Below are 20,606 nucleotides of genomic sequence, written 5' to 3'. Positions count from 1 at the left end.
GCGGACCCACCACACCGCGTCACCCACCCAACCAGGACTACAAAACCCACCCCACCCCCCCACCGGCATGCCCTGCTGCGGCACCCGACCCACCATCACCCCCCCCAACACCCCACCCACCCCACCAACCCCCCACCCCCACCACCAAACTCAGCGAATCCGAAACCCGCGTCGCCACCCTCGCCACCCACGGCCACACCAACCGCGAAATAGCCGCCACCCTCTACATCACCATCAGCACCGTCGAACAACACCTCACCCGCATCTACCGCAAACTCCACATCCAAAACCGCCACCAACTCCCCACCGCACTCCACCCCCACACCAACAAAACCGCATAAACGGCACAAACAAACATCACAGGGGTAAGCAATAGGGGCCACCCCTGCACCGCAAACCCCCTGCGATCCCCCCTATCGCGGTGGCGGATCCGGGATTCGGGCCGGATACGTTGCTAGCTTCTCGCCGCATGAAGGGCATAGTCCTCGCGGGAGGCAGTGGCACACGCCTGCATCCTTTGACGCATGCGGTCTCCAAGCAGATACTCCCCGTCTACAACAAACCCATGATCTACTATCCGCTGTCGGCGCTCATGCTCGGCGGCATCCGGGAAATCCTGATCATCTCCTCCCCGGACCATGTGGGACTCTTCCGTTCCCTCCTCGGTGACGGCAGCCATCTCGGCCTGTCGATCGAGTACGCCGAGCAGGCGGAGGCGAACGGTATCGCCGAGGCATTCCTCATCGGCGCCGAATTCACCGGGAACGACCCGGTGGCGCTCGTGCTGGGCGACAACATCTTCCACGGTCCCGGCTTCTCCAAGATGCTGCACGACGAGGCGAGCCGGGTCGACGGCTGCGTGCTCTTCGGCTATCCGGTCAAGGATCCCGAGCGGTACGGCGTCGGCGAGATGGACGCCGACGGCAGACTCGTCTCCCTGGAGGAGAAACCGAGCGCCCCCAAATCTAATCTGGCGATCACCGGCCTCTACCTGTACGACAACGAGGTCATCGACATCGCCAAGAACGTGCGGCCCTCGGCCCGCGGTGAACTGGAGATCACCGACGTCAACCGGGTCTATCTGGAACGCAAGAAGGCCAAACTCATCAGCCTCGGCCGGGGTTTCGCCTGGCTCGACACCGGCACCCACGATTCCCTGCTCCAGGCGGGCCAGTACGTACAGGTCCTCGAACAGCGCCAGGGAGTGCGGATCGCCTGCCTGGAGGAGATCGCCTTCCGTATGGGCTATATCGACGCGGAAGCCTGCCTCCGACTCGGCGAGCAACTCGGCAAGACCGACTACGGGCAGTACCTGATGGACATCGCGATCAAGAGCCACTAGCAGGCACGAATTCACCAGAAGGATGGTCCAGTGCGCATAGTTGTGACCGGCGGCGCGGGCTTCATCGGCTCCCACTTCGTCCGGCAGACACTGACAGGTGCCTACCCGGCCTGGGCGGATGCCGAGGTCATCGTGGTCGACAAGCTCACCTACGCGGGCCACTTGGACAATCTCGCCGAGGTCGCCGACAGCGGGCGGCTGACGTTCGTGCACGGCGACATCTGCGACCGCCCCCTGATGGAAGACCTGCTGCGTGGCACCGCGCTCGTGGTCCATTTCGCCGCGGAATCACATGTGGACCGGTCCATCTCGGGGTCCGAGGAATTCGTCACGACCAATGTGCTCGGCACCCACACCCTCCTGAGCGCGGCCACGGGCGCCGGGGTGGAAAAATTCGTGCATGTCTCCACGGACGAGGTCTACGGATCCATCGACAGCGGATCGTGGACCGAGGACTGCCCGCTGGAGCCCAACTCCCCCTATTCCGCGTCCAAAGCCTCCTCCGACCTGCTCGCCCGCGCCTTCCACCGCACCCACGGCCTGCCGGTCTGCATCACCCGCTGCTCCAACAACTACGGGCCCTACCAGCACCCCGAGAAAGTCATTCCGCTTTTCCTCACGCATCTCATGGACGGCCGCCGCGTCCCCCTCTACGGAGACGGCGGGAACATGCGCGACTGGCTGCATGTGGACGACCACTGCCGCGGTATCGCGCTGGTCGCCGAGAAAGGCATGCCCGGCGAGGTGTACAACATCGGCGGCGGCACCGAGCTGACCAACCGGGAACTCACCCGGCAGCTGCTCGGCATCTCCGGAGCGGACTGGTCGATGGTCGAGCAGGTCACCGACCGGAAAGGGCACGACCGCCGCTACTCGGTGGACATCACGAAAATCTCCGGCGAACTCGGCTACCGGCCCGCCGTCCCCTTCGCCCAAGGCCTGGCCGAGACCGCGAAGTGGTATCGCGAGCACCGCGGTTGGTGGGAGCCGCTCAAGAAGGGCTGACGCTCTTCCCTACCCTGCCTGAACACCCCCGGACACCACCCCTAACCAGCGGATAGGGGTGCCTCCGGTTAGGGGTGGTTCACGCCGCCGGGCGCTGGTTACCGTCGGCCTCTCAATCATCAATCATGGTCAGCCCCTTTCGCTTCGTTCTCGCCACCTTTTCGAGAAGAGTCTGAGGTCGTGATGTCGGATAAATCCGTGATGCGTGATGAGCACATCGCCGTCATCGGGATGGCTTGCCGCGTCCCGGGCGCGTCGACTCCGGACGAGTTCTGGCAGTTGTTGCGCGAAGGCGTCAGCGCTATTACGGAGATACCCGCCGACCGGCACGCGGCAGAACTCGAAGACGCCGGTATTCGATTCGGCGGATTCCTCGACGCGGTCGACGAGTTCGACCCCGAGTTCTTCGGGATTTCCCCGCGCGAGGCGCTCGCCATGGACCCCCAGCAGCGCCTGGCCCTGGAACTGTGCTGGGAGGCGCTGGAGAGCACGGGCACCGACCCCGCCGCCCTGCGCGAGAGCCGCACCGGTGTGTTCATCGGCGCGATCGCGGACGACTACGCGGCACTCGCCCGCCGGGAGCGCACCAGCGTCACCCAGCACACCCTGACCGGCCTCAACCGCGGCATCATCGCCAACCGCCTCTCCTACGCGCTCGGTCTGCGCGGCCCCAGCGTCGCGGTGGACACCGGGCAGTCCTCCTCCCTCACCGCGGTCCACCTGGCCTGCGAGAGCCTGCGGCGCGGCGAGAGCGAGACCGCGGTGGCCGGCGGCGTCCAGCTCAACCTGGCCCCCGACAGCTTCCTGGCCGCCTCCGCCTTCGGCGCCCTGTCCCCCGACGGCCGCTGCTTCACCTTCGACGCCCGCGCCAACGGCTACGTCCGCGGCGAGGGCGGCGGCCTCGTCGTCCTCAAGCGCCTGGCGGACGCCGAACGCGACGGGGACCCGGTGCTGTGCGTCATCCGCGGCTCGCAGACCAACAACGACGGAGGCGGCGACAGCCTCACCACCCCCGCCCGCCAGGGCCAGGAGTCCATGCTCCGCGCCGCCTGCGCCCAGGCCGGCATCGCCCCCGGCGCCGTCCAGTACGTGGAACTGCACGGCACCGGCACCCGGGCCGGCGACCCCGTGGAGGCCCGCGCGCTCGGCGAGGTCCTGGGCGCGGGCCGCCCGGCCGAGACCCCGCTGCGGGTGGGCTCGGTCAAGACCAACGTGGGCCATCTGGAAGGCGCCGCCGGAATCACCGGCCTCATCAAGACGGTGCTCAGCCTGGTGCACCGCGCGCTGCCCCCGAGCCTCAACCACGAGAGCCCGCACCCCGCCATCCCGCTCGACGAGCTCGGTCTGCGCGTCCAGACCGCCCACGAGGACTGGACCCCGCCCACCGGACTGCCGCGCCTCGCGGGCGTCAGCTCCTTCGGCATGGGCGGCACCAATGTGCACGTCGTCCTGGAGGAAGCCCCCCGCGGCGAAACCGCCGAGGCCGCCCCCGAGCGCCCCGTACCGCCCCGGCAGGTGGCCTGGCCGCTGGCCGGCCGCAGCGAAGCTGCCCTGCGCGCCCAGGCCGCCCGGTTGCACACCCACCTCCTGAGCCGCCCAGAGCTGCACCCCCTGGACGTCGGCTACTCGCTGGCCACCAGCCGTACCGCCTTCGCCCACCGCGCCGTCCTCACCGGCAGCGACCGGGACACCCTCCTCGCGGACCTGCACCACCTCGCCTCCGGCACCGCACCAGGCGCCACCGCCCTGGACGGCCGCACCGCCTTCCTCTTCACCGGGCAGGGCGCCCAACGCCTGGGCATGGGACGGGAGTTGTACGAGACGTTCCCGGCGTTCGCCGCGGCGTTCGACGCGGTGTGCGCGGAACTCGACCAGCACCTGGACATCCCCGTACGCGACGTCGTCTTCGGACAGGACGCCGACGCGCTCGACCGCACCGTGTCGACGCAGAGCGCGCTGTTCGCGCTCGAAGTGGCCCTCTTCCGGCTGATCGACTGCTTCGGTGTGGCACCGGACTTCGTCATGGGCCACTCCATCGGGGAGATCTCCGCCGCGCACATCGCCGGAGTGCTCTCCCTCGAAGACGCCGCCGCCCTGACCGCCGCTCGCGGTCGCCTGATGCAGGCACTGCCCGAGGGCGGCGCCATGGTGTCCCTGCAACTGCCCGAGGCCGACCTCCTACCCCATCTGGACGGCTACGAAGACCGCGTGAGCATCGCCGCGATCAACGGCCCCATGGCGACGGTGATTTCGGGCGACGAGGCGAGCGTCCTCGAGATCGCCGAGGCAACCGGCGCCAAGACCAAGCGACTTCGCGTCTCCCACGCCTTCCACTCACCCCTCATGGAGCCCATGCTCGCCGAATTCGGCGCCGTGGCCTCCTCGCTCACCTACCGCACACCCCGTATCCCGGTCGTCTCCAACGTCACCGGGGGCCTCGCCGACGACGAGATCGCCACCCCCGACTACTGGGTACGCCACGTCCGCCAGGCCGTCCGATTCGCCGACGGCGTCGCGGAGTTGGCCGCCCGCGAGGTGACCCGCTTCGTGGAAGTGGGCCCCGGCGGCGTCCTGACCGCGATGGCCCGCGAAGGCCTCCCCCGCACCGCGACCGACACCGGCGCCGACACGGGTGCGGGTGCGGGTGCGGCGTTCGTACCGCTGCTGCGCAAGGACCGGCCGGAGGCCGAGGCCCTGTTCGCCGCGCTCGGGCAACTCCACGCCCACGGCGGCGACTTGGACTGGCACAAGCTCTACCAGGGGCGCGGTGCACAGCGCGTCGAGCTGCCCACGTACGCCTTCCAGCGCAAGCGGTACTGGCTGGACAGCCCGCTGCCCGGCGCGGCGGAGGAAGCGGCGCCGGTGTCCTGGCGGGACCGCTACCTCGCGCTGGGCGAGGAAGCGGAGCGGGAGCGGGCGGCGCTGGAGCTGGTGCGGGCGCAGACCGCGAGGGTGCTGGGCCACGGCGGACCGGAGGCGGTGCCCACCGAGCAGGTCTTCAAGGACCTCGGTTTCGACTCGCTGATGTCGGTGGAGCTGTGCGATCTGCTCAGCACCGCGACCGGCAGCAGGCTGGCCGGGGCGGTCCTCTTCGACCACCCCACGCCCGCCGCGCTGGCCCGGCATGTGCAGCAGGTCGTCACCGGCACCCGCGGCGCGAGGACCGCGCGCCCGGTGGTGCGGCGGTCCGCCTCCGCCAAGGAGCCGATCGCGATCGTCGCGATGAGCTGCCGCCTGCCCGGCGGGGTGCGCAGCCCGGAGGAGCTGTGGCGGCTGGTCAGCGAGGGCGAGGACGCCATCGCCGCCTTCCCCACCGGCCGCGGCTGGGACCTGGAGGGCCTCTACGACCCGGATCCGGGCCGCCACGGCACCAGTTACGTCCGCGAGGGCGGCTTCCTGTACGAGGCGGACCGCTTCGACGCGGCCTTCTTCGGGATCAGCCCCCGCGAGGCGCAGGCGATGGACCCGCAGCAGCGGCTGCTCCTGGAGACGGCGTGGGAGGCCTTCGAGCGGGCCGGGATCGACCCGGCGGTGCTCAAGGGCAGCGAGGCCGGGGTGTTCGTCGGCGCGATGCCGCAGGACTACGGCCCGCGGATGGACGAGGCGGCGGAGGGCCAGGAGGGCTATCTGCTCACCGGCGGGACGACGAGTGTCGCCTCGGGCCGTATCGCGTACACCTTCGGTCTTCAGGGTCCGGCCGTCACGGTGGACACGGCGTGCTCCTCCTCGCTGGTGGCCCTGCACCTGGCCTGCCAGTCGCTGCGGCAGGGCGAGTGCTCGATGGCGCTGGCCGGCGGTGCGACGGTGATGTCGTCCCCGGGCATCTTCGTGGAGCTGAGCCGGCAGAAGGCGCTCTCGCCCGACGGGCGGTGCAAGGCGTTCTCCTCCGACGCCGACGGCACCGGCTGGGGCGAGGGCGTGGGCATGGTGCTCCTGGAGCGGCTCTCGGACGCCCGGCGCAACGGGCACCAGGTCCTCGCGCTGGTACGGGGCAGCGCCACCAACCAGGACGGCGCGAGCAACGGCCTGACCGCGCCGAGCGGACCGGCCCAGCAGCGGGTCATCCGGCAGGCGCTCGCCGACGCGGGCCTGTCGGGCGAGGAGGTCGACGCCGTCGAGGCGCACGGCACCGGCACCTCGCTGGGCGACCCGATCGAGGCGGGGGCGCTGCTCGCCACCTACGGGCAGGACCACTCGCCGCAGCGTCCGCTGTGGCTGGGTTCGCTGAAGTCGAACGTCGGCCACCCGCAGGCGGCCGCGGGCGTGGCCGGGGTCATCAAGATGGTGATGGCGCTGCGGCACGGGGTGCTGCCGAGAACCCTGCACGTACGGGAGCCCTCGCCGCATGTGGACTGGTCCTCGGGCGCCGTGGCACTGCTGACCGAGGCCCAGGCGTGGCCGGAGGCGGGCAGGCCGCGGCGCGCGGGTGTCTCCTCCTTCGGCATCAGCGGCACCAACGCGCACGCCATCCTGGAGCAGGCGCCCCTGGAGCCGCAGGAGTCACCGGAGCCGAAGCCCGAACCGCAGGCACCGGAGCAGGAGCAGGCGGAGGCCGCGGAGGCGGGCGCGTTCGTGCTGCCGTGGGTGCTGTCCGGCCGTACCGAACAGGCGCTGCGCGAGCGTGCCGAGCAGCTTCTGACTCACCTCTCGGCCTCGCCCGGAACGGACCCGGCGGATTCGGACCCGGCCGACGCGGAGTCGGCCGACGCGGAGTCGGCCCACGCAGACCTGGCGGATGTGGCCTTCTCGCTGGCCACCGGGCGGGCGGCGTTCGACCACCGGGCCGCGCTCGTCGGCCGGGACCGCGAGGAGATGCTGGCCGGTCTTGCGGCGCTGGCGCAGGGCGGCAGTGCGCCGCAGCTGGCCCAGGGCGCGGGCGGCGGCGGCCGGGGAGCGGTGTTCGTCTTCCCCGGTCAGGGCTCGCAGTGGATCGGCATGGCCTCGGCGCTGTGGGATTCCTCGCCGGTGTTCGCGGCGCAGCTGGAGGCGTGCCTGGAGGCCCTGGAGCCGTTCCTGGACTGGTCGTTGCGGGATGTGCTGCGCGGGGAGGAGGGCGCGCCCTCGCTGTCGCGGATCGATGTGGTGCAGCCCGCGCTGTTCACGGTGATGGTGTCGCTGGCGGCGCTGTGGCGGGCGCACGGCGTCGAACCGGTCGCGGTGGTGGGCCATTCGCAGGGCGAGATCGCCGCCGCGTACGTGGCCGGGGGTCTGTCACTTCAGGATGCCGCGCGGGTGGTGGCCCGGCGCAGCCAGGCCTGGTACGAGCTGAGCGGCAAGGGCGGCATGCTGTCGGTCCTCGACTCCGCGGAGGCGGTCGCCGAGCGGCTGGAGCCGTGGAGCGAGCGGCTGGGCATCGCGGCGGTGAACAGTCCCGGTGCCGTGACGGTGTCCGGGGACCCCGAGGCGCTGGACGCCTTCATGGCCGAACTGTCGGCCGACGGGGTCAAGTCGCGGCGGATCCCGGGGGTGGACACCGCCGGGCACTCCCCGCAGGTGGACGCGCTGCGGGAGCGGCTGCTGCGCGAGGTGGCGGGGGTGGCGCCGGTCGCCTCCCGGATCGCGTACTACTCGACGGTGACCGGCGGGGCGCTGGAGACGACGGCGCTGACGGCGGAGTACTGGTACCGCAATATGCGGGAGCCGGTGGACTTCGAGCGGACCTGCCGGGCTCTGCTGGCCGACGGGCACACCGCCTTCGTCGAGTGCAGTCCGCATCCGATGCTGGCGCTGCCGCTGCAGCAGACCATCGAGGCGGTGGGTGCGGACGCGGTGGTGGTGGGCACCCTGCGCCGCGAGGAGGGCGGCCGGGAGCGTTTCGCGGGTGCCTTCGCCGAGGCCTACGCGCAGGGTGTGCCGCCCGAGTGGGGTGCGGTGTTCGCCGGGCGCGGCGCGCGGCGGATCGCGCTGCCGACGTACCCCTTCCAGCGGCAGCGCTACTGGCTGGACAAGCCGGTGGCCGCGGGTGAGGTGGCGGCGGCCGGTCTCGACGCGGCGGGGCATCCGCTGCTCGGCGCGGTGGTGGCGCTGGCGGGCGGGCAGGAGTATCTGCTCACCGGGCGGCTGCTCGCGCAGGGGCAGCCCTGGCTGGCCGAGGGCGCCGAGTCCGGGACGGCCGTGGTGCCCGGCAGCGTGTTCGCCGAGCTGGCCGTGCAGGCGGGTGACCGCTGCGGCTGCCCGCGTATCGACGAACTCTCCTTGTCCGCACCGCTGTTGCTGCCCGCGCGGGGAGCCGTGCTGCTCCAGGTGCGGGTGGGTGCGCCCGACGAGCAGGGGCGGCGGGACGTGAGCGTGCACGCCCGGGCGCAGGGCGCGGACGCCGACGAGCCGTGGACGGCGCACGCCACCGCGGTGCTCACCACCGACGGCGGCGCCCACGTCGACGCCGCTGGTGGGGAGTTCGGCGACGGATCTGCCGTGTGGCCTCCGGCGGGTGCGGTGCCGGTGGCCGGTGCGGTCGGCGCCTGGCGGCTTGGCCAGGAGGTGTTCGCCGAAGTCGCCCTGAACGAGGCGGAGTCGGCCGAGGCGGCGGCCTACGCGCTGCACCCGGTTCTGCTGGAATCGGTGCTGGCCGGGCTGGAACTCCCGGATGTGCCGGGCGGGTTGCGGCTGGCCTCCCAGTGGCGGGGGCTGGTGCTGCACGCGGGCGGGGCTTCGGCGCTGCGGGTGCGGCTGAGCCCGGTGGGCGCGGGCGCCTTCGCGCTCGCCGCCCAGGACGCCGAGGGCCGTGCGGTGGTCACCGCCGAGTCGGTGACCCTGCGGGCGCTCGACGAGGGCGAGTTGGCGGGCAACTCGGGGCGGCATCCCTCACTGTTCCGGCTCGGATGGCCCGTACTGCGCGCCGAGGGCGGCCAAGAGGCGCGCCTTGCCGTTCTCGGTGAGGACACGCTCGCCCTGGGCGCGGCAACCGGGGCGCAGGTCTTCGAGGAGTCGGAGCAGGCGCCGCAGGCGGTGCTGGTTCCGCTCACCGCCGGCGGGGACCAGGTGGCCGAGGCGGCGCACGAGGCCGCCCACCGGGCGCTCGCGCTGATCCAGCGGTGGATCGCCGAGGAGCAACTCGCCGACACCCGGCTGGTGTTCGTCACCCGCGGCGCGCTCGCGGCGGTCGAGGGCGAAGAGGTTCCGGACGTGGCGCACGCCGCGGTCTGGGGTCTGGTGCGCTCCGCCCAGTCCGAGCATCCGGGCCGCTTCGTCCTGGTCGACCTCGACGGGCATCCGGGCTCCGCGCCTGCCCTGCGAGCCGCCCTGACCTCGGGCGAGGAGCAGTGCGCGATACGCGCGGGCGAGATCCGGGTCCCCCGGCTGGCCCGCACCGCAGCGAACGCCGAGGCCGCCGAGGCGGCGGGTCGTGCGCTGGACCCGGAGGGCACCGTACTGATCACCGGTGCCACCGGCACGCTGGGCGGCCTGCTGGCCCGGCATCTGGTCACCGTGCACGGTGTACGGCGGCTGCTGCTGATCAGCAGGCGCGGCCCGGCCGCCGAGGGCATGGACGAACTGCGCACGGAACTCGGCGCCTCGGGCGCCACGGTCACGGTCGCCGCCTGCGACGCGGCCGACCGGGAGGCACTCGCCCGGCTGCTTGCGGAGATCCCCGCCGCGCACCCGCTGACCGGTGTCTTCCACGCGGCCGGTGTCCTCGACGACGGCGTCGTCGACGCGCTCACCCCCGAACGCCTCGACGCGGTGCTGCGGCCCAAGGCCGACGCCGCGCAGAACCTGCACGAGCTGACGGCGGAGGCGGACCTCGCCGCGTTCGTGCTGTACTCCTCCGTCGTCGCGACGATCGGCAACGCCGGACAGGCCAACTACGCGGCCGCCAACGCCTTCCTGGACGCGCTGGCCCAGCACCGCCGGGCGCGCGGACTGAGCGGGCAGTCGCTGGCCTGGGGCCTGTGGGAGCAGGCCAGCGGCATGAGCGGGCATCTGGCCGAGGCCGATGTGCAGCGCATGGCACGCTCGGGTGTCCGCCCGCTGCCCAGCACACTGGGCATGGAACTCTTCGACGCCGCACGCACCGCCGGGGACGCCACCCTGGTACCGGTCCTCCTCGACCTCACGGAGCTGCGCAGGCGCGCCGCGGGGGGCGAGACACCTCCGGCCTGGCTGCGCGGCCTGGTGCACACACCGCCGCGCCGCCTGGTGCGGGCCCGGACGGGCCAGGAGCAGGACACCTCCTTCGGCGCGACCCTGGCGGCACTGGCACCGGCCATGCGGGAGTCGTTCCTGCTGGATCTGGTACGGGAACACGCCGCGGCCGTCCTGGGACTGGCCTCGCCGGAGGACATCGCGGCCGGGCGCGCCTTCCGCGAGGTGGGCTTCGACTCGCTGACCGCGGTCGAGCTGCGCAACCGGCTCAACGCGGCCACCGGGCTGCGGCTGCCGGCCACCCTGCTCTTCGACTACCCGACGCCCGCCGTCCTCGTCGGCCATCTGCGCACCGAGGCGCTGGGCGAGGAGGCGGCCGCCGTCGAGGTGAGCGCTCCGGTGCGGGGCGCCGACGCGGACGATCCGATCGCCATCGTGGCGATGAGCTGCCGCCTGCCCGGCGGCGCCCGCAGCCCCGAGGAGCTGTGGGAGCTGGTGGCGGAGGGCCGCGATGTCATCTCCGGCTTCCCGGGCGACCGCGGCTGGGACGTCGAGGAGCTGTACGACCCCAACCCCGGTACGCCGGGCCGCAGTTACGCCAAGGAGGGGGGCTTCCTCTACGACGCCTACGACTTCGACGCGGACTTCTTCGGCATATCGCCCCGCGAGGCCCTGGCGATGGACCCCCAGCAGCGGCTGCTCCTGGAGACGAGCTGGGAGGCGCTGGAGCGCGCGGGCATCGACCCGCACTCCACCCGGGGCACCGCGGCCGGGGTGTTCATCGGCAGCACCGGGCAGGACTACGCCTCCCAACTGCGGGAGATCCCCGAGGAGATGGAGGGCTACCTGCTGACCGGCAAGGCGGCCAGCGTGGTCTCCGGACGCATCGCCTACTCACTCGGCTGGGAGGGCCCGGCGCTCACCCTCGACACCGCCTGCTCCTCCTCCCTGGTGGCCATCCACCAGGCCGCACAGGCGCTGCGGCAGGGCGAGTGCACCCTCGCGCTCGCGGGCGGCACGACGATGATGTCCACGCCCAGCCTGTTCGTGGAGTTCAGCCGCCAGCGCGGACTGGCCCCGGACGGCCGCTCCAAGGCCTTCTCCTCCGACACCGACGGCACCAGCTGGGGCGAGGGCGTCAGCATGGTCCTCCTGGAGCGCCTGTCGGACGCGCGGCGCAACGGTCACGAAGTCCTCGCCCTGGTACGGGGATCGGCCGTCAACCAGGACGGTGCCAGCAACGGCCTCACCGCGCCCAACGGACCGTCCCAGCAGCGCGTCATCCGCCAGGCCCTCGCCCACGCCGGGCTGAGCGCCGACGAGGTGGACGCGGTGGAGGCGCACGGCACCGGCACCCGCCTCGGCGACCCCATCGAGGCCCAGGCGATCCTGGCGACCTACGGGCAGGGCCGGGAGAGCGAACGGCCGCTGTGGCTCGGCGCGTTGAAATCCAACATCGGGCACACCCAGGGCGCGGCGGGCGGTGCCGGCATCATCAAGATGGTCATGGCGATGCGGCACGGTCTGCTGCCGCGCACCCTGCACGTCAAGGCGCCCACCCCGCACGTGGACTGGTCGGCGGGCGAGGTCGAGCTGCTGACCGAGGCCCGTCCGTGGCCGCGCTCGGAACGCGTACGCCGCGCCGGGGTCTCCGCCTTCGGCATCAGCGGCACCAACGCCCACCTGATCCTCGAAGAGGCGCCCCCCGCCGAACCGGTCGAGGAGATCACCCCGGAGGAAGCCACCACCGAGGGCAGTTCCCTCAACCACGCTTCGTGGCCGCTCACTTGGCCGCTCTCCGGTCACACCGCCGCGGCCCTGCGCGCCCAGGCGGCCCGCCTGCACACCCACCTCCAGAACCGTCCCGAACTGCACCCCCTGGACATCGGCTACTCGCTGGCCACCAGCCGCGCCGCCCTCGACCACCGCGCCGTCCTCGTCGGCACCGACCGCGAGCAACTCCTCGCGGAACTGGGGCAACTCGCCACCGGAATGACCCCCGGCACCACCACTCAGGAGGGCCGCACCGCTTTCCTGTTCACCGGGCAGGGCGCTCAACGACTGGGCATGGGCAGCGAGTTGTACGAGACGTTCCCCGTCTTCGCCGCGGCGTTCGACGCGGTGTGCGCGGAACTCGACCGCCACCTGGACACCCCCGTACGCGACGTCGTCTTCGGACAGGACGCCGACGCGCTGGATCGCACGGTGTCCACGCAGAGCGGCCTCTTCGCCCTCGAAGTAGCCCTGTACCGGCTCCTCGAATCGTGGGGCGTGGCACCGGACTTCGTCATGGGCCACTCCATCGGAGAGATCGCCGCCGCACACATCGCCGGAGTGCTCTCCCTCGAAGACGCCGCCACACTCACCGCCGCTCGCGGCCGCCTGATGCAGGCACTGCCCGAAGGCGGCGCCATGGTGTCCCTCCAACTACCCGAAGCCGACCTCCTGCCCCATCTGGACGGCTACGAAGACCGGGTGAGCATCGCCGCCATCAACGGCCCGGCCTCGACAGTGATTTCAGGCGACGAAGCGAGCGTCCTTCAGATCGCCGAAGCAACAGGCGCCAAGACCAAGCGACTTCGCGTCTCCCACGCCTTCCACTCACCGCTGATGGAGCCCATGCTCGCGGAGTTCGGCAAGCTCGCGGCCACCCTCACCTACCACACCCCCCACCTCCCCGTCGTCTCCAACGTCACCGGCACCCTCGCCGACGACGACATCGCCACCCCCGACTACTGGGTACGCCACGTCCGCCAAGCCGTCCGATTCGCCGACGGGGTCCGCTATCTGCACGGTCAGGACGTCGCACGCTTCGTGGAGGTCGGCCCCGCGGGCGTCCTGGCCGCGATGGCCCGCGAAAGCCTCCCCGACACCGGGACCGGCAACGGCACGGGCGCGGGCGCAGGTACGGGCACGGGTGCGGGTGCGGGTGCGGCGTTCGTACCGCTGCTGCGCAAGGACCGGCCCGAGGCCGAGGCCCTGTTCGCCGCGCTCGGGCAACTCCACGCCCACGGCGGCGACTTGGACTGGCACAAGCTCTACCAAGGGCGCGGTGCACAGCGCGTCGAGCTGCCCACGTACGCCTTCCAGCGCAAGCGGTACTGGTTCGCCGCGCCCGAGGAGACCGGCTCCGAGGCGGCTGCCGGGGCCGGGTCCGTGGAGGCGCGGTTCTGGGACGCGGTGGAGCGGGAGGATCTGGCCGAGCTGACGGCCGCCCTGCGAGTCGATGAGCGCACCCGGCTGGGTGAGCTGGTGCCCGCGCTGTCCTCCTGGCGCCGCGGCCAGAGCGACCGGGCGGTGCTGGACTCCTGGCGCTACCGGGTGAGTTGGTACCCGGTGGCCGACAGCGGGCAGCCCTCACTCTCGGGCGGTTGGCTGGTGGCCGTACCCGCCGCGCAGGCCGCGAGCGGGCCGGTGGAGTGGGTACTGAGCGGGCTCCGGGAGCGGGGCGCGCGGGTGGTGCCCTTCCCGGTGGCAGGGCAGGAACCGGTGGAGCTGGCCGGGCGGCTGCGGGAGGCCGCCGCCGAGGGCAGGTTCGCGGGAGTGCTCTCGCTGCTTGCCCTGGACGAGACCCCGTACCCGGAGCATCCGAGTCTGTCGGCCGGTCTGGTGGGCAATCTCGCGCTGGTGCAGGCGCTCGGTGAGGCGGGGATCGCCGCGCCGCTGTGGCTGGCCACCCGGGGAGCGGTGTCGGTGGGCCCCTCGGATCCGCTGAACGGCTGGACGCAGGCGGCCACTTGGGGCATGGGCCGGGTCGTGGCGCTGGAGCATCCGCAGCGCTGGGGCGGCCTGGTTGACCTGGGCGCGCATCTGGACGCGCGGGCCGCCGACCGCTTGTGCGCGATCCTGTCAGGACTTGAGGGGCCGAGCGGGGTGGAGGACCAACTCGCCCTGCGCGACGGCGGGGTGCTGGTGCGGCGGCTGGTGAAGGCGCCGGTGCGGGATACGGGCGAGAAGGGCTTCACGCCGCACGGCACGGTGCTGATCACCGGCGGTACCGGCGGTCTGGGTGCGCAGGTGGCGCGCCGTCTGGCCCGCGGCGGTGCCGGGCACCTGGTGCTGACCAGCCGCCGCGGCGAGGCGGCGCCCGGTGCCGCGGAACTGCGCGAGGAGCTGCTCGCGCTGGGTGCGGACCGGGTGACGGTCGCGGCCTGCGACATGGCCGAGCGGTCCGAGGTCGCGGCGCTGATCGAGCAGGTCACGGCCGACGGCGAGGCGGTGCGGGCGGTCTTCCACGCCGCCGGGGTAGTGGAGTTCGCGCAGCTCGCGCAGAGCGCACCGGCCGACTTCGCGCGGATGGCCGACGGCAAGGTGCGCGGCGCCGGGTATCTGGACGAACTCCTCGACCCGGAGCGCCTCGAGGCCTTCGTGCTGTTCTCCTCGATCGCCGCGACCTGGGGCAGCGGCGGGCAGAGCGCCTATGCCGCCGCCAACGCGCAGCTGGACGCCCTTGCCGAGCACCGCCGCGCCCGCGGGCTTCCGGCCACCTCGGTGGCCTGGGGGCCCTGGGCGGACGAGGGGATGATCGAGCAGGGCGAGGTGGCCGAGCATCTGAGCCGCCGCGGGCTGCCCGCGATGGAACCCCGCCTGGCGGTGGCCGCGCTGACCGAGGCCCTGGAGGGCCAGGAGACCTCGCTGGTGGTGGCGGATGTGCGCTGGGAGCGGTTCGTGCCCGGCTTCACCTCGGCGCGGTCCCGGCCGCTGCTCGGGGAGCTGGCGGAGGTGCGCGCCGTGCTGGCCGCGCCGGCCGCCGGGGAGAGCGAGTGGGCCGAGGAGGAGGCGCACGGCTTCCTCGAGGGCCTGGCCGGGCTGCCCGCCCAGGAGGTGGAGCGGGCGCTGCGGGATCTGGTGCACGCCCAGACCGCGGCGGTGCTCGGGCACAGTTCGCCGGAGGTGGTCGCCACCGGGCGCGCCTTCAAGGAGCTGGGCATCGACTCGCTGACCTCCGTGGAGCTGCGCAACCGGCTCGGCGCGCTGACCGGCCTGGAGCTGCCGGCCACGCTCGTCTTCGACTATCCCGCGCCCGCGCCGCTGGCGGGATATCTGCGCGAGGAACTGCTGCGCGGCCGCCCGGACGAGGCGCTCAGCGTCTTCGAGGACCTGGACAAGTGGGAGTCGGCGCTGCCGGAGCTGCTGGCCGACGAGGCGGTACGCGACCGGCTGGCCGGGCGGCTGCACGCGCTGGTGGCCAAGCTGGGCGCGCCGCCGGAGCAGGGTGCCGGCTCCGTGGACTCCTCTCTCATATCCGCAACCGCCGACGAGGTCTTCGACTTCATCGACAACGAATTCGGGGCTTCCTGATGGCCAGTGAGAACGAGGAGAAACTCCTCACCTACCTCAAGCGCGTCTCCTCCGACCTCAAGGAGGCCCGGGGCCGCCTGGAGGAGGCGGAGGCCAAGGAGCGCGAGCCCATCGCGATCGTGTCGATGGCCTGCCGCTTCCCCGGCCAGGTGCGCTCCCCCGAGGACCTGTGGGAGCTGGTGGCGGGCGGCCGCGACGCCGTCTCCGCCTTCCCCGCGGGCCGCGGCTGGGACCTGGAGTCCCTCTACGATCCCGACCCCGGCCGCTCGGGCACCTGCAACACCCGCGAGGGCGGCTTCGTCCACGACGCGGACCGCTTCGACCCGGCGTTCTTCGGGATCTCCCCGCGCGAGGCGGCGGGCATGGACCCCCAGCAGCGGCTGCTCCTGGAGGTGTCCTGGGAGGCCGTGGAGCGGGCGGGCATCGACCCGCTGAGCCTCAAGGGCAGCAGGTCCGGGGTGTTCGTGGGGCTCGCCTCCTTCCAGTACGGCGGCGATCCGCAGTACGCGGACAAGAGCGTCGAAGGCCATCTGCTCATCGGCAATGTCACGAGCGTGGCCTCCGGCCGGATCTCGTACACCCTGGGTCTCGAGGGACCGGCGATCACCCTGGACACGGCGTGCTCGTCCTCGCTGGTGACGATGCATCTGGCGGCGCAGTCGCTGCGCCGGGGCGAGTGCTCGCTCGCGCTGGCGGGCGGGGCGGCCATCATGTCCACGCCGGGTGTCTTCGTGGAGTTCAGCCATCAGCGCGGGCTGTCCGCGGACGGCCGCTGCAAGTCCTTCGGCGCGGGCGCGGACGGCACCGGCTGGGGCGAGGGCGCCGGCATGGTGCTCCTGGAGCGCCTCTCGGACGCCCGCCGCAACGGGCACCGGGTCCTCGCGGTGCTGCGCGGCAGCGCGATCAACCAGGACGGTGCGAGCAACGGCCTCTCGGCGCCCAACGGGCCCGCCCAGCGCCGCGTCATCGAGGCCGCGCTGTCGGAGGCCGGGCTCACGGTGGCCGAGGTCGACGCGGTCGAGGCACACGGCACCGGCACCTCCCTCGGCGACCCGATCGAGGCGAACGCCCTGCTCGCCACCTACGGCAAGGACCGCGGCGACGGCGACCCGCTGTGGCTGGGCTCGCTCAAGTCGAACATCGGGCACACCCAGGCCGCCGCCGGAGTCGGCGGCGTCATCAAGACCGTCATGGCCCTCCAGCACGGGATCCTGCCCAGGACATTGCACTCCGAGGAGCCTTCCCCGGCGGTGAACTGGGCTTCCGGCGCAGTGGAGTTGCTGACCGAGGCCCGCCCCTGGCCGCAGCACGAGCGGCCGCGCCGGGCCGGGGTCTCGGCCTTCGGGGTGAGCGGCACCAACGCCCACATCATCCTCGAACAGGCCCCGCCGCACGAGGAGTTGCCCGAGAGCGGGCAGCAGGACGCGCCGGAGACCGGGCAGCCGGGTGTGCTGGGCGGTGCGGTCGTCCCGGTGATGTTCTCCGGACGCAGCGAGGCGGCACTGCGCGCTCAGGCGCGGCAGTTGCTCACCCGGGTGGACGAGGACCCGGAGCTGTCCCCGGCCGCCCTGGGCCGGGCGCTGGCCACCGGGCGTTCGGCCTTCGAGTACCGGGCCGTGGTGGTGGGCGAGGACCGCTCCCGCCTGCTCAGCGGCCTCAAGGCCCTCGCCGCGGGCGGCTTGGCGCCGCACACGGAACGGGGCACGGGCGTGACGGTGCCCGAGGTCCGCCCGGTGTTCGTCTTCCCGGGGCAGGGCTCGCAGTGGGCGGGCATGGCCGTCGAACTCCTCGACTCCTCCCCCGTGTTCGCCACCCGCCTCGCCGAATGCGAGTCCGCACTCGCGGAGTTCGTGGACTGGTCCCTGACCGACGTCCTGCGCGAAACCGAAGGCGCACCCTCACTGGAACGGGTGGACGTCGTCCAACCCGCCCTGTGGGCCATCATGATCTCGCTTGCCGAGGTATGGCGGGCCTGCGGTGTCACCCCCGCCGCCGTCGTCGGACACTCCCAGGGCGAGATCGCCGCAGCCGTCGTCGCCGGAGCCCTCTCCCTCCAGGACGGCGCACGCGTCGTCGCCCTGCGCTCCCAGGCCATCGGCCGCCAACTCGCCGGACGCGGCGGCATGATGTCCGTCTCCCAACCCGCAGACCAAGTACGCGAACGCCTCACCGCCTGGGACGGAACCCTATCCCTCGCCGCCGTCAACGGACCCGCCTCCACAGTCGTCTCCGGCGAACCCGACGCCCTACGAGAACTCCAAGAAGCCTGCGAAGCCGACGGCATCCGCGCCAAAATCATCCCCGTCGACTACGCCTCCCACTCCGCCCACGTCGAAGAACTGCGCGAGGAACTGCTGACCGTTCTCGCGCCGATCAGGCCGCGCAGTGCCCGGGTCGCCTTCCACTCGACCGTGACCGGGCGGCTGTTGGACACCGCGGGGCTGGACGCCGCGTACTGGACGCGCAATCTGCGCGAGACGGTGCGCCTGGAGGAGGCCACCCGGGGGCTGCTCGCGGGCGGGCACCGGCTGTTCGTGGAGGTGAGTCCGCATCCGGTGCTGACGGCGGCGATCGAGGCGACGGTCGAGTCGGCCGAGAGCCAGGCCGGTGTCCTCGGCACGCTGCGGCGTACGGAGGGCGGACCGCAGCGGATGCTGCTGGCGCTGGCGCAGGCCTATGTGCAGGGCGCGGAGGTCGACTGGCCGGCGCTGTTCGCCGGGCCGCGGGGTCCGCAGGTGGACCTGCCCACCTACCCGTTCCAGCGGGAGCGCTATTGGGTGCAGCCGCAGCACACCCCCTCCGGCAGTGCGCCGGAGGCGGACTTCTGGGCGGCCGTCGAGAACGCGGACCTCGAGGCGCTGACCTCGGCTCTGGGCACCGATCCCGAGGCGCCGCTCAGCGCGGTCGTTCCGCTGCTGTCCGCGTGGCGGGCGCGCCGCAACGACCAGGCGGCGCAGGACTCCTGGCGCTACCGGATCGGCTGGCAGCCCGTGGCGGGCGCCGACTCCCCCGCGCTGAGCGGCACTTGGCTGCTCGCGGTTCCCGACGCACCGGCCGGAGATCTCGTCGAGGAGGTCGCCGGGTGGCTGAGCGGGGCCGGGGCCACGGTGGTGACCGTACCGGTGGGTGACGAGGAGCGCGGTGCGCTGGCCGCCCGGCTGACCGAGGCCCTGGGCGGCGGCGCGCCGGGCGGGGTGCTGTCGCTGCTGGCCCTGGACGAGGCCCCGCACCCCGCGCACCCCGAGGTGTCGGCCGCGGTGGCCGCCACGCTGGCCCTGGTGCAGGCGCTCACCGCCGCGGGGATCGAGGCGCCGCTGTGGTGCCTGACCCGGGGCGCGGTCTCCACCGGCGGCGCCGACCATCTGGCCGCACCCGGTCAGGCCCTGCTGTGGGGTCTGGGCGCGGTGGTGGCCCTCGAACACCCGCAGCGCTGGGGCGGGTTGGTGGACCTGCCCGCACAACGGGACGCGTACGCGGGCGAGTTGCTGGTGGCCGCGCTGGGGCAGGACGGTGAGGACCAGCTCGCCGTACGTCCCTCGGGGCTGCTGGCCCGGCGGCTGCGGCGGGCGGGTGCGGACGCGGCGACCGAGGGCTGGCGCCCGCGGGGCACCGTCCTGGTCACCGGCGGTACCGGCGGCGTCGGCGCGCAGATCGCCCGCTGGCTCGCCCGCAACGGCGCCGCCCACCTGGTGCTGGCCGGGCGCCGCGGGCCGGAAGCCCCCGGCGCGGAAGCCCTCGAAGCCGAACTGGCCGAGCTGGGCGCGAAGGTGACGATCGCCGCCTGCGACGTCGCCGACCGCGAAGCCCTGGAGGCGCTGTTCGACTCCCTCGCCGAGGACGACGGCTCGTCCGCCGAGGGCGGGTCGGCGCTGACCGCGGTGGTGCACGCGGCGGGCGCGCTGGAGGACGCCACCGTGGACGCGCTCACCGTGGAGCAGACGGCCAGGGTGCTGCGGCCCAAGGTGGCCGGTGCGCGGAACCTGGACGACCTCACCCGCGAGCGGGGCCTTCAGCTCGACGCCTTCGTCGTGCTGTCCTCGATCGCCGGGACCCTGGGCGCGGCCGGGCAGGCCAACTACGCGGCCGCCAACGCCTTTGTGGACGCCCTGGCCCGCCGCCGGCGCGGCGACGGGCTGCCCGGTGTCTCGATCGCCTGGAGTGCCTGGGCGGACGGCGGCATGCTCGGCGCGGACGTGGCCGAGCAGTTGCGGCGCCGCGGAGTGCGCCTGCTCGACGGCGAGCAGGCCACCGGGATCCTGGGCCGCTCGGTCTCCGCGGGCGACGGCTTCCTGGTCGTCGCGGACCTGGACTGGGAACGCTTCGCGCCCTCCCTTTCGGCCACCCGGCCGCTGCCGCTGCTCGCCGAGATCGCCCCCGGCGATCCGGCCCAGGCATCGGGTGCGGAGGCGGAGGAGGCGGGCGGCGGTGCGCTGCGGGCCCGGCTCGCCGCGCTGGACCCGGCCGACCAGGACAGCGCGATGGCCCAGCTGGTCGCCGAGCAGGCCGCCGCCGCGCTCGGCTACGCGGACGCCGGTGCCATCGAAGCGGGCCGCGCCTTCAAGGAGTTGGGCTTCGACTCGCTGACCGCCGTCGATCTGCGCAACCGGCTCGGCGCGGCCACCGGGCTGCGGCTGCCGGTGACCCTCGTCTTCGACTACCCCACCGCGGACGATCTCGCCCAGCTGCTGCGCGAGGAACTGCTGCCCCGTACCGGCTCCTTGCCGACCGGTGCCGCGGACCTGCCCGGCATCCGCTCCGTCCTTCCCCAGCTGGAGCGGGCCGACCTCGAAGAGGCCACCGACGAGGAGATGTTCGCGCTGCTCGACGACGTGTTCACGCTGCTGGACGAGGACTTGGCCGCCTCGTGACCCCG

At 72.9% G+C, this 20,606-nt stretch carries 4 protein-coding genes and 1 pseudogene; all 5 read left to right on the top strand.

From position 1 onward, the window contains the following. Positions 1-149 precede the first annotated feature (149 nt). Positions 150-341: pseudogene (locus MID12_RS32055) on the top strand (response regulator transcription factor); the annotation flags it as partial. Between the two features lie 128 nt (positions 342-469). After that, positions 470-1,342, top strand: a complete 873-nt coding sequence (gene rfbA / locus MID12_RS32050) for a glucose-1-phosphate thymidylyltransferase RfbA (RefSeq protein WP_263172747.1) — start codon at positions 470-472, stop codon at positions 1,340-1,342. A gap of 30 nt (positions 1,343-1,372) precedes the next feature. Beyond that, on the top strand, positions 1,373-2,347 hold the full coding sequence (gene rfbB / locus MID12_RS32045) for a dTDP-glucose 4,6-dehydratase (protein ID WP_040255774.1): 975 nt from the start codon (positions 1,373-1,375) through the stop codon (positions 2,345-2,347). A 201-nt stretch (positions 2,348-2,548) separates the two neighbouring features. Continuing rightward, positions 2,549-15,733, top strand: a complete 13,185-nt coding sequence (locus MID12_RS32040; RefSeq protein WP_263172743.1) for a type I polyketide synthase — start codon at positions 2,549-2,551, stop codon at positions 15,731-15,733. Next, on the top strand, positions 15,733-20,601 hold the full coding sequence (locus MID12_RS32035; protein ID WP_263172740.1) for a type I polyketide synthase: 4,869 nt from the start codon (positions 15,733-15,735) through the stop codon (positions 20,599-20,601). Before MID12_RS32040 ends, MID12_RS32035 begins: the two co-directional genes overlap by 1 nt. Positions 20,602-20,606 lie beyond the last annotated feature (5 nt).

It is taken from the genome of Streptomyces sp. SCSIO ZS0520, assembly GCF_025643355.1.
GTDB lineage: Bacteria > Actinomycetota > Actinomycetes > Streptomycetales > Streptomycetaceae > Streptomyces > Streptomyces physcomitrii.
This window is presented reverse-complemented; position numbering and strand designations above follow the sequence as displayed.